The 21963-nt window shown below is 70.1% G+C and carries 13 protein-coding genes; 7 read left to right on the plus strand and 6 right to left on the minus strand.

Going from position 1 to position 21963, the window contains the following annotated elements:
• Positions 1-185: 185 nt before the first annotated feature.
• Both EF387_RS32010 and EF387_RS32015 read right to left on the minus strand, forming a co-directional pair.
• The gene (locus EF387_RS32010) at positions 186-401 is read right to left on the minus strand and encodes a hypothetical protein (protein WP_128380149.1); all 216 of its coding nucleotides are present in this window, start codon (positions 399-401) and stop codon (positions 186-188) included.
• On the minus strand, positions 398-655 hold the full coding sequence (locus EF387_RS32015) for a hypothetical protein (RefSeq protein WP_202918437.1): 258 nt from the start codon (positions 653-655) through the stop codon (positions 398-400). Before EF387_RS32015 ends, EF387_RS32010 begins: the two co-directional genes overlap by 4 nt.
• 80 nt (positions 656-735) lie before the next feature.
• Between EF387_RS32015 and EF387_RS32020 the strand changes: the two genes are divergently transcribed.
• Both EF387_RS32020 and EF387_RS32025 read left to right on the plus strand, forming a co-directional pair.
• Positions 736-1569, plus strand: coding sequence for a helix-turn-helix domain-containing protein (locus tag EF387_RS32020; RefSeq protein ID WP_128380245.1), 834 nt, complete (start codon positions 736-738; stop codon positions 1567-1569).
• On the plus strand, positions 1551-1766 hold the full coding sequence (locus tag EF387_RS32025; protein WP_128380150.1) for a DUF397 domain-containing protein: 216 nt from the start codon (positions 1551-1553) through the stop codon (positions 1764-1766). Before EF387_RS32020 ends, EF387_RS32025 begins: the two co-directional genes overlap by 19 nt.
• Before the next feature lie 2190 nt (positions 1767-3956).
• Here EF387_RS32025 and EF387_RS32030 read toward each other — a convergent pair.
• Positions 3957-6587, minus strand: coding sequence for a glycosyltransferase family 1 protein (locus EF387_RS32030; protein WP_128380246.1), 2631 nt, complete (start codon positions 6585-6587; stop codon positions 3957-3959).
• 711 nt (positions 6588-7298) lie between these two features.
• On the opposite strand from EF387_RS32030, the gene EF387_RS32035 reads away from it, so the two are divergent.
• The 5 genes from EF387_RS32035 (at position 7299) to glgB (ending at position 17515) form a co-directional block, all read left to right on the plus strand.
• Positions 7299-8474 carry a S8 family peptidase gene (locus EF387_RS32035; protein WP_238431823.1) on the plus strand — a complete coding sequence of 392 codons (1176 nt, stop codon included), beginning with the start codon at positions 7299-7301 and terminating at the stop codon, positions 8472-8474.
• Positions 8475-8774: 300 nt separating this feature from the next.
• Entirely contained in the window at positions 8775-11000 is a 2226-nt protein-coding gene (locus EF387_RS32040) for an alpha-1,4-glucan--maltose-1-phosphate maltosyltransferase (protein ID WP_128380152.1), read from the plus strand.
• Positions 10997-12715 carry a maltose alpha-D-glucosyltransferase gene (treS, locus tag EF387_RS32045; protein WP_128380153.1) on the plus strand — a complete coding sequence of 573 codons (1719 nt, stop codon included), beginning with the start codon at positions 10997-10999 and terminating at the stop codon, positions 12713-12715. Before EF387_RS32040 ends, treS begins: the two co-directional genes overlap by 4 nt.
• Before the next feature lie 102 nt (positions 12716-12817).
• Positions 12818-14194, plus strand: a complete 1377-nt coding sequence (locus EF387_RS32050) for a maltokinase N-terminal cap-like domain-containing protein (RefSeq protein ID WP_128380154.1) — start codon at positions 12818-12820, stop codon at positions 14192-14194.
• A 30-nt stretch (positions 14195-14224) separates the two neighbouring features.
• The gene (gene glgB, locus EF387_RS32055) at positions 14225-17515 is read left to right on the plus strand and encodes a 1,4-alpha-glucan branching enzyme (RefSeq protein WP_202918430.1); all 3291 of its coding nucleotides are present in this window, start codon (positions 14225-14227) and stop codon (positions 17513-17515) included.
• Between the two features lie 141 nt (positions 17516-17656).
• Here glgB and EF387_RS32065 read toward each other — a convergent pair whose 3' ends face one another.
• The 3 genes from EF387_RS32065 to EF387_RS32075 form a co-directional block, all read right to left on the minus strand.
• Positions 17657-19075 carry a cytochrome P450 family protein gene (locus tag EF387_RS32065; RefSeq protein ID WP_128380156.1) on the minus strand — a complete coding sequence of 473 codons (1419 nt, stop codon included), beginning with the start codon at positions 19073-19075 and terminating at the stop codon, positions 17657-17659.
• Between the two features lie 90 nt (positions 19076-19165).
• Positions 19166-21484, minus strand: a complete 2319-nt coding sequence (locus EF387_RS32070; RefSeq protein WP_128380157.1) for a HelD family protein — start codon at positions 21482-21484, stop codon at positions 19166-19168.
• A gap of 154 nt (positions 21485-21638) precedes the next feature.
• Positions 21639-21953, minus strand: a complete 315-nt coding sequence (locus EF387_RS32075; protein ID WP_162467245.1) for a thioredoxin family protein — start codon at positions 21951-21953, stop codon at positions 21639-21641.
• Positions 21954-21963: the final 10 nt, after the last annotated feature.

Raw genomic sequence — 21963 nt, forward strand, 5'->3', positions numbered from 1 at the left:
TCTCGCCAGAAGCCTTTCCCTGGGCACGACACCTGCGGGACGACGAAGTGCGTGCGGTCATCGTCGGGTGGGCGGACGCTTGATGCGGGCCGTGCCACGCCATCCGGAATCCACCTCAGGTGACTGCGGGGTGATCGAGGAGTGAGCGCCGGCACGGATACTGGGTGACCGGTCCCGCCTACGACTCAGAGAACCTCGCCGCGGCTGCGGGCATTTGCGTAAGCGGTGGCCGCGCTCAGCCGCTCGATGGTCGTGGCGACCCGAACGGCCTCAGGCGCGCAGTCCCACTCGCGCCCTCCACCGAGGGGCCGCAACTGCACGTAGGGCCCCTCGTGCCCCATCACCTCTCCGACTTCCCCGTTCCGGGTGTCCACGACGTACGTCCCGACGGCCGGCTTCACCGAAGCACCGCCGCGAGGCGAGCGGCCGTCTCGACGGAGCATCTGCCCAACTCGACGAGCGGGCAGGGCGCTTCCCGCGCCAGAGCCACCTGATCCAGTCCCAACGAGGGCAGCACAATTCCGCCCCGGGCGAGGACGGCGCGCAATTCCCGCACGATTTCCTGCGCCTCATCGATGCAGATCTCCGAATGCCGTACAGCTGAGCCATGGCCGGCTTTCACGTCGTTTTCCTTCGTCCGGGTTTCGAGTTCCACGTCTCCACGGTGATGCCCGCCGCGTACGGTGGGAAGAACTCCAAGCTCTACAAGGGTGAGGCTGCGCAAGGGGGTTGGCCATGGCCAAGGGTTCACGTCAGGCGGCTTGGGAATTCTTCGGAGCCGAACTGAAACGACTGCGGGAGGGAGCGGGATACACCCAGGTCGAGCTGGGTGCCCGTGTTTTCGTCTCGGGCGGCTACATCGGCCAGTTCGAACAGGCGATCAGAAAACCACAGTTGGATGTGGCCCAGAGGATCGACGAGGTCCTGCAAACCGACGGTTTTTTCGAGCGAACGTGGCACAAACTGATCGACGACAAGCGGTATGCGGACTATTTCGCGGAGGTCGTGGAACTGGAACGGCACGCCACGAAGATCGCGGAGTTCGCCCCCGCGCTCGTCCCGGGCCTGTTGCAGACGGCGACCTACGCGCGCTCGGTGATGCTGGCGGGCAACCCGTTCCTCACGGAGGAGTACATCCACGAGAAGGTCACGGCTCGCAGGGAGCGGGCACACATCCTCGACGACGCTACAAGGCCCGTGTACTGGGCGATCCTGCACGAGCACGTGTTGCGCGTTCCGGTCGGCGGCCCGGCGGCGATGGCCGAGCAACTCGACCACATCACGGAGTTGGCACGCAGGCGGAGGGTGCTGGTGCAGGTGCTGCCGTATGCGGCGGGCGCGTATCCGCTCATGGGCCGGATGCTGCAGCTCATGGAGTTCGACGACGCCCCGCCAACCGCCTATACAGAAGCGGTGTATTCCGGGAACCTGCTGGATGATCCGGCCCTGGTGAAGCGAGTGCAGGAGGCATACGATCTGCTCAGGGCCGCCGCCATGTCGCCCGCGGTGTCCTTGGTTGTAATCGAGTCGGCGGCGGAGGACCACAGACGATGCGCGAGTTCGACCTGAGCTCTGTCCAGTGGCGCAAGAGCAGCTACAGCGACGACAACGGCGGCAGCTGCGTCGAGGTGGCCGACGGCGTCCCCGGCCTGGTCCCCGTCCGGGACAGCAAGATCCCGGACGGGCCGGTACTGGTGGTCGGTGCGGTGGCGTGGGCGGAGTTCATCGGCGCCGTCGCGGGATCCACCTCATGCCGTAACGCGTAAGCCGCGAACGGGGGGCGCTGGACGATGCCCAGGTCGATCCCGAGCCGGCCGGCGTGTTCGACGGCTTTGGTCCTGTAGGCGTTTTCGGTCCAGGCCCTGGCGACAGCGAAGTGGCGTTCGGCGACCTTTCCAGAGCACCCGCACGAGCCTGTGCTCATTTTCGCCGCGCGCACCTGTAACCGTTTCGTCGTGGTCTTCACCCACGGCGGCGTTTCCACCCCCGGTGCACCTTGATGAACAGCGCGGCGCCGAGGAAACCCACCACGTTCAGGACGACGATCGCCGCGACAATGGTCCAAACCGTTGGTTCCATGGCTTCACCCCGTTTTCACATCGTATGCCGGGAGGCTACCCAAAACCGTGGCGGCCGATGTGTCGGCCCACCATCGGCCGGATGACATAAACGAGGGCCGCGCCAAAGGAGAAGCCGCCAGCGGAAACCCAGCGCCAGGAAGCCACGGTCCCTTCCACCACAAGCGCCCACCAGTACAGTAATCGGTTCGGCCGCCGATTGATCTGAAAGCAGCCAATACGGCAGGTCGCAGAGAGGTACAAGAGGTCCTGTCCGACCGTTGGATCGGGCAGGACCTCTTTTGTTCCATGCAGGGCGATCGACAGGGCATGAGTCGACAGCGGCGCGCCGGAGTGCTCCGTGTCCTACAGCTTCAGACCGACCGCTTCCTTCGCCGACGCTCGCTGAGCCCGACAAGTGTGAAAAGGACTGCGAAAGCTGTGAAAATGAGCGCAAGGTCGCTTACTCCTGGATGCAGGAAGACCCAGAACAGGAGCGCCCAGAGCGTACCCGCCACCAGGCCGGCTAGGACTGGGTGTCGGGCGCACTGCCGGCGGACGGCATCGCGACGCTTATCAGGCATCAGTTACCTCGATCGATTCCAGCGGAAGTACCGGCTCCATAAATAATCGTTGATTACCGACGCCTGCCGCGGTTACTGTAATGCTTCAGCAGAAATTCACCCCGACTGGACCCCGTCTCCCAAAAGCCAGTCAGTTGGCCAGGGAATGGCAAATAGTTGTCGCAGTCATCCAACAATGACCAAGCCGGCAAAGATTGATGCGGTACACATGGCATAAGTCAGCGCAAACTTCAGCGCCACCCCAGATGTCACCTCTGACGTTCGCGTTCTTGATTCAACGCCGTGAGTAATAACAGCGACAGTCAATCCTGCGACTATCATGCCGATCCCCAGGTTCTTTATTACCTGCCCGTCATTTATCCGCGGATGCGAGGCTTTCAATGAAGCCCCGTATCCTCCCTGCTTTCGATCTACCTAGGTGAGTTTTCCCGCATTCGCGGATCGCATTCGGATCTCGGGAGTTTGACCGGTGCGTTTTGCGTCCAGGAAACTCACGTGGATTGCGACGACTAGCTCGCCGACATCGTCACTACTCGTACTGTCAGCGCCGCCGGGAAATTCTCCCCCAAGTGCGAACCGAGTGGTCCGTTCTCCCGCTTCTGCGGATGTGTTGGACCCTTCCAACCCAGTGCGCGGTTCGGCCAAGACACCGCCTCCGCCCCCCAGGCTGCGGCTCGCCACGATGCGGCATAGTAACCACCCCAGGTGCGCTTGCGCCCGTTAACCCGACGGCGCGTTGGAGGCTGCGTTGCCCGAGTTGAACCGCTTCCAGCCGTACGGTCGGACTCGTCGGAGGCGCGCAGGCCCACGGAGTTGATGGCGTTGCCCTTGGCCGCCCACGTCTTCACCCCCCGGCTCCGAGCGTGGCTTCGGCCCCGACCTGCACGTTCGCCGATGAAGCCGCCTTCGACGCCGAAGGCCGACACGCCGACGGTACGGCGCTCTCCCTCGTCGCCGAACTCACGTCGGATTCGGCCAAGGACGTCGACTGGCTGGACAAGCTCGACACATACGGTCGAGTCGTGCCCGTCCATCTCCTGCTCGACATGAAGGTCCAGGAAATCAGCGCCTTTTGGGACCCGTCACCGAAGGGGTACAGGTCTCGGACGAACATCCCCTTCGGCCGCGTCCTGTATGTACCCGCGCCCTTCGACTTCGATCTGGACGTCCGAGTTCAGCATCCCTGCCGATCCCACGGACGACGGGCCCGGCCTCGCGGAGCCGTAGACGCGGGGCCGGTGACGGGCTGCCCGGATGCCCAGAAGGTTTCTAGGTCTCTGGGGCATCCGGGCGTGCAGACGCCGTCCAGCCGGGCTCAGCGCATCAAAACCCCCGCCCCTTCCGCCGACTCCTCCGAAGGCACCGTCATCAGGCCGAGTTCCGCGGCCGTGGCGAGCAGGCGGTGGGTCGGGAGGATGCGGACCGTGTAGCCGAAGGGGCCCGTGCGGTCCAGGGAGAGGGGGCCCTCGTAGAGCCAGCGGCCGTCGTCGTCGGGGCCGGCCGTCGGTTTGAGGGGGACCGTCGTGGCGTCGGTGATGCCGTCCTCCGAGTCGACGCGGCCCGCGACCGCCTGGACCTCGACGTCGTCGGGGGCCAGGGCACCGAGGCCGACACGGACGCGGAGGGCGAGCGTCGTGCCGAGTTCGGCGGTGGCCGAGGTCGTCGACACCTCCACGTGGTCCACCGTCACCTGCGGCCACGCCTCGCGCACCCTCGACTTCCAGACCGCCAGTTCGCGGGCGGAGTCCGGGAGCAGTTCGCGGTGCGCGTGGGCCGCGGGGGTGTACAGGCGTTCCACGTAGTCGCGGACCATACGGCCCGCGAGGACCTTCGGGCCCAGGTGGGTCAGGGTCTGCCGGACCATCTCTATCCAGCGGTCGGGCAGTCCGCCGGAGCCGCGCTCGTAGAAGCGCGGGGTCACGCGTTGTTCGAGGAGGTCGTACAGCGCCGCCGCCTCCAGTTCGTCACGGCGGTCCGGGTCCATCTCCCCGCCGTCCGCCGTGGGGATGGCCCAGCCGAAGTCCGGCTGGTACCACTCGTCCCACCAGCCGTCGAGCACCGAGAGGTTGAGGCAGCCGTTGAGCGCCGCCTTCATGCCGGACGTGCCACAGGCCTCCAGGGGGCGCAGCGGGTTGTTCAGCCAGATGTCGCACCCCGGGTAGAGCTTCGTCGCCATCGCCATGCCGTAGTCCGGGAGGAAGACGATCCGGTGCCGCACCCGGGGATCGTCCGCGAACCGGACGAGCTCCTGGATCAGGCGTTTGCCGCCGTCGTCCGCGGGGTGCGCCTTGCCCGCCACCACGAGCTGGATGGGGCGTTCGGGGTGCAGCAGGAGGTTCGTCAGACGTTCCCGGTCCCGCAGCATCAGCGTCAGGCGCTTGTACGAGGGGACCCGGCGGGCGAAGCCGATCGTCAGCACGTCCGGGTCGAGTACGTCGTCGATCCAGCCCAACTCCGCTTCGCCCGCGCCGCGCTGCCGCCAGGACGCGTACAGCCGCTGCCGCACCTCCCCCACCAGTTGCTCGCGCAGTACCCGCCGCAGCTCCCAGATGTCCTGGTCGGGGATGTCCGCGACGGCGTCCCAGCGGTCCGAGCCGCCGGAACCGCCGACCGTCAGCGCGTCCTCGGTACGCTGCGCGCCTATCTCCCGGGCGCCCAGCGCGAAGACCTCCGGCGCCACCCAGGTCGGCGCGTGCACCCCGTTGGTCACGGAGGTGATCGGCACCTCCTCCGGGTCGAAGCCCGGCCACAGGCCCGCGAACATCTCCCGGCTGACCTGTCCGTGCAGCAGCGACACGCCGTTGGCGCGCTGACCGAGCCGGAGGCCCATCACCGCCATGTTGAACACGTGCGGGTCACCGCCGGGGTAGGTCTCCTCGCCCAGCCGCAGGATCCGCTCGACGTCGATGCCCGGGAGTTCTGCGCCGGGGCCGAAGTGGCCGGCCACCAGGTCGCGGCCGAAGCGGTCGATGCCGGCCGGGACCGGGGTGTGGGTGGTGAAGACCGTGCCGGCGCGCACCGCCTCCAGCGCGGCGTCGAAGTCCAGTCCCTCGGCCGACACCAGCTCGGCGATCCGTTCCAGGCCCAGGAAGCCCGCGTGACCCTCGTTGGTGTGGAAGACCTCGGGGGCCGGGTGGCCGGTCAGCCGGCAGTACGCGCGGACCGCCCGCACGCCCCCGATGCCCAGCAGCATCTCCTGCAGCAGCCGGTGTTCGCTGCCGCCGCCGTAGAGCCGGTCGGTGACCTGGCGCTCGCCGGGGTCGTTCTCCTCGACGTCGGAGTCGAGCATCAGCAGCGGGACCCGACCGACCTGGGCCAGCCAGATCCGGGCGTGCAGCCGCTTGCCGCCGGGCAGGGCGAGGGAGACCTGGGCGGGTGTGCCGTCGGGCTCGCTGAGTGGTGTCACGGGCAGTTCGTGGGGGTCCAGTACCGGATAGTGCTCCTGCTGCCATCCGTCGCGGGACAGCGACTGGCGGAAGTAGCCGTGCCGGTACAGCAGGCCCACGCCGATCAGGGGGACACCCAGGTCGCTGGCGGACTTCAGATGGTCGCCGGCCAGGATGCCGAGGCCGCCGGAGTACTGGGGCAGGGCCGCCGTTATGCCGAACTCCGGTGAGAAGTAGGCGATGGCGGCGGGGAGTTCGCCGGGCTGGGACTGGTACCAGCGGTCGCCGGTGGCGTATTCGCGCAGATCGTCGGTGACATCGGCGAGGCGGCGCAGGAAGTCAGGGTCCTCCGCCAGTTCGGCCAGCCGCGCCGGCGGCACGCTGCCGAGGAGCCGTACCGGGTCGCACCCCGACCCGGCCCAGCGCTCGGGGTCCACGGACTGGAACAGGTCACGCGTCTCGACATGCCAGGACCAGCGCAGATTGCGCGCGAGATCGCTCAGCGGGGCGAGGGCTTCGGGGAGGACGGGACGGACGGTGAATCGACGGATGGCCTTCACGCGTTCCACCTCTACAAGGACGTACGTGGTGAGGCGCACATCGGTGTGCGCCTCGTCGTCACCCAAGACGGTAGCGGCGCAGCCGCCCCCGCAACCACGGCATCCCCCGACAGGTCGCCGTACGGTGGTCGCACCGCGTCCCGCGGAGGCCGCCGCACACGCATCACGGAGCGTCGCACGGGTCGTGCCGCACGCCGCGCGCCGCGCGCTGTGCGGCCGTGTACTCCCCATGGTCGCGCGTCTCGCGGGACGGCGCATCCGTCGGCCTTCGTGCGCCGTGATCGCCCTGATGGCCCGCTCGCCGCGATGGCCGCGATGGCCCCGATCGCCGCGAACGGCCGCGATGGCCTCGGCCGCAGGAGGCGCCGTGGTTGCATGCAGTAATCCCCGTGGTCGCCGTGAGCGCTGTGGTGCCGTACTCGCCGTGGTGCCGTGGTGCCGTGGTGCTCGCGGGGTTCCCACCCCCATGGCACGGAAACACCACGTCCGGTATGGCCGATTCCGTACCGTCGGGCGTCCTTGTGGCGGTTCACACCGCACGAGAAGCTGCCCAAATGCACATCTGGGCCGCCGGGGTGCAGGGGGCACCGACCGGTCGGCGCACGCCGAGTCGAGGAGGGGACTCACGTGAGGACTCGGAGGGGGACGTCCACGGACAGAGCGCCGCAGACGCGCTTAGCCGTCGGTCTTCTCACCGTAACCACGGCCGCGGTGCTCGCGGCCGTCACACTGCCCGCGCAGGCCGCCCCGGAGGGGCTGGTCATCGGTGCCGGAGCACCCGGAGCGGTGGGCGGAAGCTACATCGTGACGCTGAAGGAGGAGCTGAACGGCGAGCGGAAGGGCAAGCCGGGAGGGGACGGGAAGGCCCGGTCGGCGGTGAGCGAGGAGCTCGCCACCCGCTACGGGGCGAAAATCAGCCACATTTACGGAACGGCGCTCAACGGCTTCTCGATCAAGGCCGGCGAGCGGCAGGCCCGGCGCCTCGCCGCCGACCCGCGGGTGGCGTCGGTCGTCCAGGACACCAGGGTGACCCAAGGGGCCCGGACCGTGCAGAGGAACCCGCCGTCCTGGGGCCTGGACCGCGTCGACCAGCGCAACCTGCCTCTGGACAAGCGCTACGCCTGGCCGGAGACGGGCGGACGGGGCGTGACGGTGTACGTGATCGACACAGGCATCCGCACCACGCACAAGGACTTCGGCGGGCGGTCGAGCTCCGGCTGGGACTTCGTCGACGGTGACGCCGTGGCCCAGGACGGCAACGGCCACGGCACCCATGTGGCGGGCACCGTCGCGGGCGCCGGCTTCGGTGTCGCGAAGAAGGCCAAGGTCGTCGCCGTGAGGGTGCTGGACGACGCCGGCGCCGGCACCACCTCGCGGGTCATCGCGGGCATCGACTGGGTGACCCAGCACGCGCGCAAGCCCGCGGTCGCCAATCTGAGTCTGGGCGGATACCCGAACGCCCAGCTCGACGCGGCCGTGCGCGCGTCCGTCGCCTCCGGTGTGACGTACACGCTGGCCGCCGGGAACTACGGGCGGCCGGCCGCCCGGTACTCACCCGCCCGGGTGAAGGAGGCCATCACCGTCGGTGCGACGGACCGCACGGATACCCGGGCCGCTTTCTCGAACTACGGCACCGGCGTCGATCTCTTCGCGCCGGGCGTCGGCATCACCTCGGCCTTCCACCGGAGCAACACCGACCGGGTCGTCCAGTCCGGTACGTCGATGGCATCGCCGCACGTCGCGGGGGCGGCGGCACTGTATCTGGCCGGTCATCCCACGGCCTCGCCCGCGCAGGTGAGCAAGGCGCTGGTGACGCGGGCGGCCACCGGCAAGGTGCGCTCCGCGGGGTCCGGCTCGCCGAACAGACTCCTCCAGACAGGGCCCTAGCGACGGGCCGAGGCGGGGCGGGGGCACGAGCTGGGCCAGCCGGGGACCCGGGGGGTGCGTTTTCGCCCCCCTTCGCCCCTGCCCTCCCCTGCACACCGCCCGTAGTCGTACCATCACGCTCAGACCAGTCCCGTCCCACCAGGCGAGGCCGGTCTTGTGTGCCGACACACGCCCGGGTAGTTAACAAGGCGCCGGATTGCCCACCTGAATAGGGTGGAAGGCTCCACCGGTACACCCCCGCAGGACCACCTCCCCACACCCCATTCCGCCCACCAGACGTTGACGCGGACAGGAGCGGTCATGCCCGCCAGGCACCACTCGTCACCACCCCCGACATCGCGGTCCGCCGCACCTCCCATACGCGGGGAGGGCGCAGGTCCGAGCGCGTCGAGTGCACCGAGCGCGTCCAGCACATCGCCGAGCACATCCGGCACATCGACCTCAGCCACATCGAGCACCTCGGGCACACCAAGCCCGTCGTCCGGCAGCGCACGGACCCCGCAGCAGACGCCGCCCACGAGCGGCCCGGACCCCACCGGTCCCGCCACCTCGGTCGGCCGTATCCCGGTCCTGGACGTACACCCCCGCGTGCTGAACGGCCGGCGTCCGGCCAAATCCGTCGTGGGCGAGGAGTTCCAGATCTCGGCCACCGTGTTCCGCGAGGGCCATGACGCGGTCGCCGCCAACGTGTTCCTGACGGACCCGTCCGGCCGGAGCGGACCGTGGACCCCGATGCGGGAGCTGGCCCCCGGCACCGACCGCTGGGGCGCCACGGTCGCCGCCGACCGGGAGGGCCGCTGGACGTACCGCGTCGAGGCCTGGAGCGACCCGGTCAGTACCTGGCGCCACCACGCCCGGATCAAGATCCCGGCGGGGATGGACACCGAGCTGGTGCTGGAGGAGGGCGCCCGGCTCTACGAGCGGGCGGCCACCGACATCCCCAAGGAGGAGAGCGAGCCGGTCCTCGCCGCCGTCGAAGCGCTGCGGGACACCGCGCGTCCGGCCGCGTCCCGGCTGGCCGCGGCCCTGACCCCGGACGTCGACGCGGTCCTCGCCCGGCATCCCCTGCGCGACCTGGTCACCGCCTCCGAGGAGCTCGAACTGCTCGTGGAGCGCGAGCGGGCCCTGTACGGCTCCTGGTACGAGTTCTTCCCGCGCTCCGAGGGCACCGCGGAGCAGCCGCACGGCACCTTCCGCACGGCAGCCGAACGGCTTCCCGCCATCGCGGGGATGGGCTTCGACGTGGTGTACCTGCCGCCGATCCACCCGATCGGCAGAACCTTCCGCAAGGGCCGCAACAACACGCTCTCCCCGGAACCGGACGACGTGGGCGTGCCCTGGGCGATCGGTTCGCCGGAGGGCGGCCACGACGCGATCCACCCGGATCTCGGCACCATCGAGGACTTCGACCACTTCGTCGGCCGGGCGAGGGAGCTGGGCCTGGAGATCGCGCTCGACTTCGCGCTCCAGTGCTCCCCCGACCACCCCTGGGTGAAGGAGCACCCGGAGTGGTTCCACCACCGTCCGGACGGCACGATCGCGTACGCCGAGAACCCGCCGAAGAAGTACCAGGACATCTACCCGATCGCCTTCGACCGGGACATGCCGGGGCTGGTGGCCGAGACCCTGCGCGTCCTGCGGCACTGGATGAGCCACGGCGTACGGATCTTCCGGGTGGACAACCCGCACACCAAGCCGGTGGTGTTCTGGGAGATGGTCATCGCGGACATCAACCGCACCGACCCCGATGTGATCTTCCTGGCGGAGGCGTTCACCCGGCCCGCGATGATGCACACGCTGGGCGCCATCGGCTTCCAGCAGTCGTACACCTACTTCACCTGGCGTAACTCCAAGCAGGAACTCACCGACTATCTCACCGAACTGTCGGGCGAGGCCGCGACGTACATGCGGCCCAATTTCTTCGTCAACACCCCGGACATCCTGCATGATTTCCTGCAGCACGGAGGGCGTCCGGCCTTCGAGGTCAGGGCCGTGCTGGCGGCCACGATGGTGCCGACGTGGGGCGTCTACAGCGGTTACGAACTCTGCGAAAACGTCCCGCTGCGGGCCGGGAGCGAGGAGTATCTGGATTCGGAGAAATACCAACTGCGTCCGCGCGACTGGGAGTCGGCGGAGCGCGAAGGACGGAGCATCGCACCCCTGATCGGCAGGCTGAACGAGATCAGGCGCAGCAGTCCGGCGTTGCGGCAACTGCGCGACCTGCATTTCCACCATGCCGACCAGGATTCGGTGATCGCGTATTCGAAACGCAGTGGCTCGAACACGGTTCTGGTGGTCGCCAACCTCGACCCTCACCACACCCAGGAGGCGACGGTCTCGTTGGACATGCCACAACTCGGTCTGGACTGGCATGAGTCCGTGGCAGTACGCGACGAGCTCACCGGCGAGACCTACCACTGGGGCAGGGCCAACTATGTGCGCCTGGAACCGGGCAGTCGTCCCGCGCACATCCTCACCGTCCTGCGACCGTCCTCACCGCAGATCGGAGGGTCACCCACACAATGATCGTCAATGAGCCCGTCCCGGACACCTTCGAGGACACGCCTCAAAAGGACCGGGATCCAGACTGGTTCAAACGGGCCGTCTTCTACGAGGTCCTCGTCCGCTCCTTCCAGGACAGCAACGGCGACGGGGTCGGCGACCTCAAGGGCCTGACGGCCAAGCTCGACTATCTGCAGTGGCTGGGCGTGGACTGCCTGTGGCTGCCGCCGTTCTTCAAGTCCCCCCTGCGCGACGGCGGTTACGACGTCTCCGACTACACCGCCGTGCTGCCCGAGTTCGGCGACCTGGCCGACTTCGTGGAGTTCGTGGACGCCGCCCACCAGCGCGGCATGCGCGTGATCATCGACTTCGTGATGAACCACACCAGCGACCAGCACCCGTGGTTCCAGGAGTCCAGGAACGACCCCGAAGGCCCCTACGGCGACTACTACATGTGGGCCGACGACGACAAGCAGTACGAGGACGCCCGGATCATCTTCGTCGACACCGAGGCGTCCAACTGGACCTTCGACCCGGTCCGCAAGCAGTACTTCTTCCACCGCTTCTTCTCGCACCAGCCGGACCTCAACTACGAGAACCCGGCCGTGCAGGAGGAGATCCTCGCCGCGCTGAGGTTCTGGCTGGACCTCGGCATCGACGGCTTCCGGCTGGACGCGGTGCCCTACCTGTACGCCGAGGAGGGCACCAACTGCGAGAACCTGCCCGCCACGCACCAGTTCCTGAAGCGGGTGCGCAAGGAGATCGACGAGCACTACCCGGACACCGTGCTGCTCGCCGAGGCGAACCAGTGGCCGGAGGACGTGGTCGACTACTTCGGTGACTACGCCACCGGCGGCGACGAGTGCCACATGGCGTTCCACTTCCCTGTGATGCCGCGCATCTTCATGGCCGTGCGGCGCGAGTCCCGCTACCCGGTGTCGGAGATCCTGCAGAAGACGCCGGCCATCCCGGCGGGCTGCCAGTGGGGGATCTTCCTGCGCAACCACGACGAGCTGACCCTCGAGATGGTCACCGACGAAGAGCGCGACTACATGTACGCGGAGTACGCCAAGGACCCGCGGATGCGCGCCAACATCGGCATCCGGCGCAGGCTCGCCCCGCTGCTCGACAACGACCGCAACCAGATCGAGCTGTTCACGGCCCTGCTGCTGTCGCTGCCCGGCTCGCCGATCCTCTACTACGGGGACGAGATCGGCATGGGCGACAACATCTGGCTCGGCGACCGGGACGCCGTACGGACCCCGATGCAGTGGACACCGGACCGCAACGCGGGCTTCTCGTCCTCCGACCCCGGGCGGCTCTTCCTGCCGACGATCATGGATCCCGTCTACGGCTACCAGGTCACCAACGTCGAGGCGTCCATGTCGTCGCCGTCCTCGCTGCTGCACTGGACACGGCGGATGATCGAGATCCGCAAGCAGAACCCGGCGTTCGGCCTCGGCTCGTACACCGAGCTACCGTCGAGCAACCCGGCGGTCCTCGCCTTCCTGCGCGAGGCCCCCTCGACCGAGGAGAACGGGGACGACCTCGTGCTGTGCGTGCACAACTTCTCACGGTTCGCACAGCCGACCGAACTGGACCTGCAGGCGTTCAGCGGCAGGCACCCCGTCGAACTGATCGGAGGGGTGAGGTTTCCCGCCATCGGGGAACTCCCCTACTTGCTGACACTCGCGGGGCATGGCTTTTACTGGTTCAGGCTGCGAAAGGACGACGCGTAGGAGCCTGGGCGCACCAGCGCCCGCACCCGGCGGGGCGGTTTCCGCCGCCCCGACCTGGGCACGCATCAGTAGCACCCCGCCTCCCGGGGAAAGGACGCGACCATGTCGGAAGCCGTCACCCGTCCCGCCACCACCAGCACCGGCCTCCTTGCGTCCCTCGATCCACTGCTGCGCGAGTGGCTGCCACGGCAGCGCTGGTTCGCCGGCAAGGGCCGGCCGATCACCGGCTTCACCCTGCTGTCGTCCGCCGAGCTCCTGCCGGCGAAGGGTCCGGTGGGTCTGCTGCACCTGCTGCTGCGTGCACACCAGCCGGGCAACCCCGGTGACTGCTACCAGTTGCTCCTCGGCGTGCGGGAGGCGCTGCCGCCGCATCTGGCTCCCGCGCTGATCGGTCACGTCGCGGAGGGCCCGCTGGCCGGACGGACGATCTACGAGGCGCTCTACGACACCCGGCCCGCCGATCTGCTGCTCGACGCGCTGCGCACCCGGGCCCGGGTGGGCTCGCTGCGCTTCGACGGCGACCCCGGCCGGCGGATACGCACCGACCTGGTGCCACGGCGGATGACCGCCGAACAGTCGAATTCCTCACTCGTCTACGGAGATACGTTCATCCTCAAGCTGCTGCGGCGACTGGTCCCCGGTATCAACCCCGATCTGGAGCTGCCGCTGGCGCTCGCCCACGAGGGCTGCCCGCGGGTGCCGGCGCCGGTGGGCTGGATGACCACGGAGGTCGCCGACGAGACCTATGTCCTCGGCGTGCTGCAGCCCTATCTGCAAGGCGCCACGGACGGCTGGGAGCTGGCGCTGCGCGAGCTGGCCAAGGGCGAGGACTTCACCGCGGAGGCACGGGCTCTCGGCCGGGCGACCGGCGAGGTGCACGCGGCGCTGGCACGGGCACTGCCGACGGTGACGCTGGGGCGGCAGCAGATGGAACTGCTGGTCGAGGGGATGACCGAGCGCCTGGAGGCGGCCGTCCAGGCGGTGCCCGCCCTGCACCCCTACGAAGGAGGCCTGCGCACGGCCTACCAGGCACTGGCCGACCTGGCCTCCGAGGGCCACCACTGGACGGCGCAGCGCGTCCACGGCGATCTGCACCTGGGCCAGTGCCTGCGCTCCGCCGCCGGGGAATGGTCGATCATAGATTTCGAGGGTGAGCCGTCCAAGCCGCTGGCCGAGCGCCGGCTGCCGCAGCCGGCGGTGCGGGACGTCGCCGGGATGCTGCGCTCCTTCGACTACGCTGCGCACTCCCATGCGCCCTACTCCCCCGACTGGGCCGCCGCGTGCCGGGCCGCATACTGCACCGGGTACGCCGACGCGACCGGCCGGGACCCGCGTACCGAGCCCGTGCTGCTGCGGGCCTACGAGACCGACAAGGCGGTGTACGAGGTCGTCTACGAGGCCCGCCACCGCCCCGACTGGCTGCCGGTCCCGCTGTCGGCGGTGCACCGCCTGGCCGACGCCGACGCCGACGCCACCTGATCCGTCCCATCCGCCGAGGAGGCCCCGCTCGTGACCCCGCCCCCCAAGGACCCGAAGAAGGCTGCGAAAAAGAAGACGGCGGGGAAGTCACCCGGCAAACCGGGGTCCAAGACCGCGAAGAAGGCCCCGGGACCGGTGCCCAAGGCTGCCGCCGAGCCGGAACCGAGGTCCGGTGCGGCCAAGCCGGAGCCGGGGGCCGCCGCCGCCCAGCCGGAGACTTCGGCCCCGGCCCGTGGGACCGCCGAGCCGGAGTCCGCCGCGAAGCGCGAGCCCAAGGCTGCCACGCCGGAGCCCCGGGCCATCGGCAACACGTCCGGGCAACCGGCCCCCGGGGCTGCCGAGCCGGAGGCCGGGGCGCCCGCGCCGGAGCCGACGGCCGCCGCGGTCGAGACGGAGCCGGGGGCCGCCGCGGTCGCGTCCGCTATGGCCGCGTCCTCGGCAGCCGACTTCCAGCCGTCCGCGTCCCGGCCGGCCCCTGAAGTCCCGCCGCGGAAGGCGGGGCCGGTCGGCCGTTCGGGCACGCCGCTTCCCGCCGCGTCCGGCGGACCCAGAGCGGCATCGCGGGGCAGTGGGGCCGCCGCGCCTCGGGGCGGCACGGCCCCGGCAGGAGCAGGAGCAGGCGCGGAACCCGACCCGGCATCGCCGGGCAGTGGCGCCGCCGCGCCCCAGGGCGGCACGGCCCCGGCAGGGGCAGGGGCAGGGGCAGGACCGGAGGCGGGCGCGGGCCTGGGCGCGGAGGAGGCGCCCGACCTCTCGGGCGCGACCGGCGCGACCGACGCGGTTTCCGGGGCGGAGCCCCGGCCGGGAGCGGTTTCCGGGGCGGAGCCCCGGCCGGGAGCGGTTTCCGGGGCGGAGCCCCGGCCGGGAGTGGTTTCCGGGGCGGAGCCCCGGCCGGGAGTGGTTTCCGGGGCGGAGCCCCGGCCGGGAGTGGTTTCCGGGGCGGAGCCCTTCGCCGGGGTGGCCGGTTCGGATGATCTGACGGCCGGGCCCGAGGTGCAGGCCGCGGTGGCGGCCGGCGTCGTACCGGAGCCGGAGTCGGGTGCCGTCGGGCCGGAGCCCGTCGCCTACCCGTCCGGGCCGCCGGAGCCCGCCGACACCCCGCTCGGGGCGGAGCCCGCCGCCGCGCCCGACCCCGCCTTCGGGCCCGTGCCCGGGGACGACCGGGACCGGCTGCTCGGCGGCACCCATCATGATCCGCACGGCGTGCTCGGGGCCCATCCCGTGCCCGGCGGGGTGGCCTTCCGGGTGCTGCGGCCGTACGCGCTCGCCGTGGCCGTCGTCGTGGGCGAGCTGCGGGCCGAGCTGCACGACGACGGCGACGGTTTCTTCTCCGGGGTGCTGCCGCTGCGGGAGGTCCCGGCCTACCGGCTGGTCGTCTCGTACGAGGGAACCACGCTCGAGACCGAGGACGCGTACCGCTTCCTGCCCGCCGTCGGCGAGTTCGATCTGCACCTCTTCGGCGAGGGGCGGCACGAGCAGCTGTGGAAGGCGCTCGGCGCCGAGCCGATGGTCCACCAGGGGGTGGAGGGCACCCGGTTCACCGTGTGGGCGCCGAACGCGCGCGGGGTGCGGCTCACCGGGACCTTCAACTTCTGGGACGGCACCGGTCACCCGATGCGTTCGCTGGGGTCGGGTGGTGTGTGGGAGCTGTTCGTGCCCGCGATCGGCGAGGGCGAGCTGTACAAGTTCGAGATCACCCGGCCGGACGGCAGCAGGACCGTGCGGGCCGACCCGATGGCGCGGCGGACCCAGGCCCCGCCCGAGACCGCCTCCATCGTGCACCGGTCGCGCTACGAGTGGCAGGACGAGGACTGGATGGCCCGGCGCGCGGACCGCCCCGCGCACGAGGCGCCCTTCTCCGTCTACGAGATCCATCTCGCGTCATGGCGACCTGGTCTGACATACCGTCAACTCGCCGAGCAGCTCCCGGAGTACGTGAAGGACCTCGGTTTCACGCACGTCGAGCTGATGCCGGTCGCCGAGCACCCCTTCGGTGGCTCCTGGGGTTATCAGGTCACCGGCTTCTACGCGCCCACGGCCCGCCTCGGCACCCCCGACGACTTCAAGCACCTCGTCGACGCACTGCACCGCGCCGGCATCGGCGTCATCATGGACTGGGTCCCGGCGCACTTCCCGCGCGACGACTGGGCACTCGCCGAGTTCGACGGCCGTCCGCTGTACGAGCACGAGGACCCGCTGCGGGCCGCCCACCCCGACTGGGGCACCCTCGAGTTCGACTACGGCCGCCGTGAGGTGCGCAACTTCCTCGTCGCCAACGCCGTGTACTGGTGCGAGGAGTTCCACATCGACGGCCTGCGCGTGGACGCCGTCGCCTCGATGCTCTACCTCGACTACTCGCGCGAGCCCGGGCAGTGGGTCCCCAACGAGTACGGCGGCCGGGAGAACCTGGACGCGGTGGCCTTCCTCCAGGAGATGAACGCCACGGTGTACCGGCGGGAGCCGGGTGTGGTGACGGTCGCGGAGGAGTCGACGGCCTGGGACGGCGTCACCCGTGCCACCCACCATGTGGGCCCCGGTGGCTTCGGCGGGCTCGGGTTCGGGCTGAAGTGGAACATGGGCTGGATGCACGACTCGCTGGACTACGTCTCGCACGAGCCGGTGCACCGCAAGTACCACCACAACGAGATGACCTTCTCGATGGTGTACGCGTACAGCGAGAACTACGTCCTGCCGATCTCGCACGACGAAGTGGTGCACGGCAAGCGGTCGCTGGTGTCGAAGATGCCGGGCGACTGGTGGCAGCAGCGGGCCAACCTCCGGGCGTACCTGGGCTTCATGTGGGCCCACCCCGGGAAGCAACTGCTCTTCATGGGCCAGGAGTTCGCGCAGGGCGCGGAGTGGTCCGAGGCGCACGGCCCGGACTGGTGGCTGCTCGACCCGGCGTACGGGGCGGAGGCCGATCACCGGGGTGTACGGGATCTCGTGCGCGACCTCAACGCGGTGTACAGGCGGGAGGCGGCCCTGTGGGAGCGGGACACCGACCCCGCCGGGTTCGGCTGGATCGCGGGGGACGCGGCCGAGGACAACGTCTTCGCGTTCCTGCGGTTCGACGCGGAGGGTTCGCCGTTGCTGGCGGTCAGCAACTTCTCGCCGGTGGTGCGGCACGGCTATCGGCTGGGGGTGCCGGAGGAGGTGCCGGCGTGGCACGAGGTGCTGAACACGGATGCCGGACGGTACGGCGGGAGTGACGTCCTGAACCCCGACGCGGTGAAACCGGAACCACACCCGTGGCACGGCCGCCCGGCGAGCATCCAGCTGACGCTGCCTCCTCTCGCCACGGTCTGGCTCCGCCCGGCGTAGGGGGCGCTCCGCCCGGCGTAGGGGGCGCTCCGCCCGGCCCAGGGGGCGCTCCGCCCGGCCCAGGGGGCGCTCCGCCCGGCCCAGGGGGCGCTCCGCCCGGCCCAGGGGGCGCTCGAAGTCGAACGCCCCCCTGGGCCGCCGCTACGGATGGTGCGGCTTCCGCGTCCCGAACATGAACCTGCGCAAAGCCCCCAGTAACCCACCGGGCCGCCCCGGCGCCGCATGCGCCGGGGCGTGGGACAGCAGCCCCGAAGCCGGGGCCTCGGGGATGTGCACGGGGTGGCTGTCGCCGAGCTCGTAGCGGACCGGAAGCAGGCGGAGCCCGCGCACGACCGGGCCCGACCGCCAGGGCAACTGGTCGTGCGGCAAGGTCAGTTCGACCCTGGTGAAGTGGTCGAAGACGCGCCCCACCGCGGTGGACACGATCATGTTCGACAGTTCGCGGGCCGCGGCGGGGCACTGGTGCGGCCCCGCCCCCCATCCGAGGTGCGCCCGCGTACTGACCGTGGAGTCGACGATGTGGGAGTCGATCGCCAGGAGATCGCGGTGCGCGGCCGCGGCCGACGGGGAGACGATGTCGCCGGCCCTGATCCAGAAGCGGCCCAGCCGCACGTCCCGCGCCGCGAACCGGAAGCACAGATTGGCCACCGGCGGATTGGCGAGCGCCGCGCGGTTGACCGTCTCGCCGATCATCCCGGCCGACAGGCTCCGCCGCACGGTCGCGTTGCCGCGCAGCACCTCCACCAGGGTGTTGCACACCATGTTGCCGGTGATGTCGTTGAGGTAGACGGCGTTCATGAACAGCTCCCGGCCGAGCTGTTCGTCGGAGAGGGTGGGGTCGGCGAGCAGCATGTAGGAGGTGACGTCGTCACCGGGCAGTGCCCGCCGGTGCGCGGCGAGCCGGGTCATGGCCGCCAGTGCCCGCCCGGTGGCGGGCCCGGCGTCGGCGCCGCCGTCGAGCATCCGCCAGAGGTCCATGACGAGTTCGTCGCCCAGCTCGACGGGGCAGCCGAAGAGCCGGGTGGTGATCATCAGCAGCAGCGGGCGGGTGTACTGGGCGGCGAGGTCCGCGAACCCGGCCTGTCCGGACTCCGCCGCCAGCATCCCCACCAGTTCGTCGGTGTACCGGGCGACGGCCGACCGCAGCTCGTACCCCTGCCGGGTGCTGCCGTCCTGGAAGGGGCGGACGGCGGTGTGGTACGTCTGCCGGGCGTGCCGGTGTTCGTCGTCGTCGAAGAACATCATCTGCCGGACCTCGTACCCGGCCAGCAGGGGCCAGTCCGGCGGCAGCCGGCCCTCCGCCCGCGCCCTCCAGTGCTTCACGTCCCGGCGCCACACGCTTTCGTTGCGCAGCACCTCCAGGACTTCGCGGTAGTCCAGGACGAGCCACGCCGGCACCCCGAACAGGCCCACCGGTGCCACCGGGCCGTACCGGCGCCGGAGCCGTTCGTAGACCCCGCCGGGGTCGGTGTCGAACTCCGCCGTCAGCAACGGTTCCACAGGCAGTGACTCGAGCGGTGGGCTGTCCGCGGGGGCCGTGGCGAACGGGTGAGGGTCCATAGTGACCACGGATACCGTATCGCGCGCTCACGTGCAGTGACCGGGACGACAACTGTTACGCGTTGGTGATCACGCGGAGGGACGCGGAGATCACCGGGAGAGAAGTGGCGAATCCGGGTCCGCCAATCGTCCGCGCCCCAGTGGCCCCGGCTCTCCCGTGTGCAACACCCCCAGCCGCTGGGTCGCCCGGGTCAGCGCCACGTACAGATCGCTCGTGCCGAACCGTGCGGGCTCGACCACCAGGACCGAGTCGAACTCCAGCCCCTTGGACTGCCGGGGGTCTAGGAGGACGACCGTGTGCGTCAGGTCCGGTTCCGCGTCCGCGGTGACCCCGTCGAGCCGTGCGGCCAGCCTCCGGTGCAGCTCGCGCGGGGCGATCACGGCGAGCCGGCCCTCGGTCGGGGTCAGTTCCGCGACCGCCTTCGCCACGGCGCCGGGGAGGTCGTCCGTCGCACGGATCCAGGGGCGAACACCCGTGGAGCGGACCGAACTCGGCGGTTCGAAGTCCGGGTTCTCCGCGCGCAGCACCTCGGCCGCCAGCTCCATGATCTCCGCCGGGGTGCGGTAGTTGACGCCGAGCCGGGTGTGCTTCCAGCGGTCCTCCACGTAGGGCGCGAGGATGTCCGCCCAGGCGCCGACGCCGGCCTCCTCGGCGGTCTGCGCCGGGTCGCCCACGAGGGTCATCGACCGGGTCGGGATCCGCCGCATGAGCAGCCGCCAGGCCATCGCGGAGAGCTCCTGCGCCTCGTCCACGACGATGTGCCCGAACGTCCAGGTGCGGTCGGCCGCCGCGCGTTCGGCGGCGCTGCGGTGGTCCGCCTCCTCCTGCCGCTCGGCGAACCGTTCGGCGTCGATGATGTCGTGTGCGGAGAGGACCTCGGAGGCGTCGGGGTCGCCGTCCTCCTTGTCCTCGAACTCGTAGGTGCGGGAGGCGTAGGAGACGTCGAGCACGCCCTGCGCGTAGGCGATCTGGGCCTCCCGCTCGCGGTCCGCGCGGGCGCGGGCCACCCGGTCGTCCTCGCCGAGGAGTTCGGCGGCCTCGTCGAGGAGGGGGATGTCGGCGGGGGTCCAGGCGCGGGTGACCGGGCGGCGGACGGCGGCGGCGTCCTCGTCGCAGAGGTATCCCTCGGGTTCGGCGAGGAAGTCGGCGACGAGGCGTCGCGGGGTCAGCCGCGGCCACAACTGGTCGATGGCCGACCAGACTTCGGGGTTCTCGTCCAGTTCGTCGCGGATCTGGGTGATGTCGCTCGCGTCGAGCAGGTTGCTGCCGTCGTACGGGTCGGTGCCGATGCGTTCGGCGACCATGTCGGTGAGCGTGTTGAGGATGTAGCCCTCGAAGTACTCGCGGGCCGCGTTGTGCGGGAGCTCCGCCTCGCGGGTGCGGTCCCGGGCGACACGTACGAGGTCGTCGTCGAGCATCAGGACCTCCCGGTCGTGCTCGATGGCGATCACCGGGTCGGGCAGCGCCTGCCGGTCGCGTACGACGGCGGCGAGTACGTCGGCCATGTCGGCGCGGCCCTTGACCCGGGCCGCCTCCGGGGTGTCGGTCGCGGTCGCCTTCACGCCGGGGAACAGTTCGCCGACGGTCGCGAGGAGAACCCCGGTCTCGCCGAGGGAGGGCAGTACCTCGCCGATGTAGCCGAGGAAGGCGGGGTTGGGGCCGACGATCAGGACGGCCCGCTTGGCGAGCAGTTCGCGGTGTTCGTAGAGGAGGTAGGCGGCCCGGTGCAGCGCCACGGCCGTCTTGCCGGTGCCGGGGCCGCCCTCGACGACCAGGACGCCCTCGTGCGGGGCGCGGATGATGCGGTCCTGGTCGGCCTGGATCGTCTGCACGATGTCGTGCATGCGGCCGGTGCGGGCGGAGTCGAGCGCGGCGAGCAGGACGGCGTCTCCGCTGGGGTCTTCGTGGCCGGTGCGTTCCCGGTCGCCGAGGTCGAGGATCTCGTCGTGCAGGGCGGTGACCCGGCGGCCGTCGGTGGTGATGTGCCGGCGGCGGCGCAGACCCATCGGGGTGTGGCCGGTGGCCAGGTAGAAGGGGCGGGCGACCGGGGCCCGCCAGTCGATGAGGATCGGGGTGTGCTCGGTGTCGTCGGCGCGGATCCCGATCCGGCCGATGTGGTGGTGGACGCCGTCGGTGAGATCGATCCGGCCGAAGCAGAGGGATCCCTCGACGGCGTTCAGCGCGGCGAGCAGACCGGAGCGCTCCGCGACCAGGATGTCCCGCTCCAGGCGGGCCTGCCTGGGCGTGTGGCCCTGCGCGAGCGCGTCCGCGACGGAGGTCTCGGTGCCGCCACGCAGAGCGTCGACGCGCGCGTACAGCCCGTCGATGAATTCCTGCTCATGCCGCAATTCAACGTCGGGGAATTCTTTGTGTGCGCCGCTGTTTGACAATTCCGCTCCCGCCCGGATATACTGTGTTCACTGCACTTCTCCGCGACTGAATTAGCGTAAGTCGCGAACCATTGAATATACGCACGAAAATCCCCCGAGCGCAATTGCTCGGGGGATTTTTTGTGCACGCATCGCCTGAACGGGCCCGGTCACGTCGGCACGAACCGGCCGATCACAGCACGTCGGACAACTCCTCAAGGAGCCGGCGCTTGGGCCGGGCGCCCACCATCGACTTCACCGGCTCGCCACCGCGGAACACCATGAACGTCGGCATGGACAGCACCCGGAAGGCGTTGGTCGTCTCCGGATTGGTGTCCACGTCCAGCTGCACCACCTTCAGCCGGCCGCTCTGCTCGGCCGCGAGATCACTCAGCACCGGTCCCATCTGCCGGCACGGCGGGCACCAGTCGGCGGTGAACTCCACCAGCACGGGCAACTCGGAGCACATCACCTCCGCCTCGAAATCGGCATCCGTCACCTCGGCCACTCCTGCCGCC

Source organism: Streptomyces cavernae (assembly GCF_004023625.1).
In the GTDB taxonomy this organism is placed as follows: domain Bacteria; phylum Actinomycetota; class Actinomycetes; order Streptomycetales; family Streptomycetaceae; genus Streptomyces; species Streptomyces cavernae.

Excerpts from the sequence above, each read along its gene's own strand:
- EF387_RS32065 (WP_128380156.1), bottom strand. The coding sequence starts at position 19,075 with ATGGACCCTCACCCGTTCGCCACGGCCCCCGCGGACAGCCCACCGCTC.
- EF387_RS32050 (WP_128380154.1), top strand. The coding sequence starts at position 12,818 with ATGTCGGAAGCCGTCACCCGTCCCGCCACCACCAGCACCGGCCTCCTT.
- EF387_RS32020 (WP_128380245.1), top strand. The coding sequence starts at position 736 with ATGGCCAAGGGTTCACGTCAGGCGGCTTGGGAATTCTTCGGAGCCGAA.
- EF387_RS32040 (WP_128380152.1), top strand. The coding sequence starts at position 8,775 with ATGCCCGCCAGGCACCACTCGTCACCACCCCCGACATCGCGGTCCGCC.
- EF387_RS32025 (WP_128380150.1), top strand. The coding sequence starts at position 1,551 with ATGCGCGAGTTCGACCTGAGCTCTGTCCAGTGGCGCAAGAGCAGCTAC.
- treS (WP_128380153.1), top strand. The coding sequence starts at position 10,997 with ATGATCGTCAATGAGCCCGTCCCGGACACCTTCGAGGACACGCCTCAA.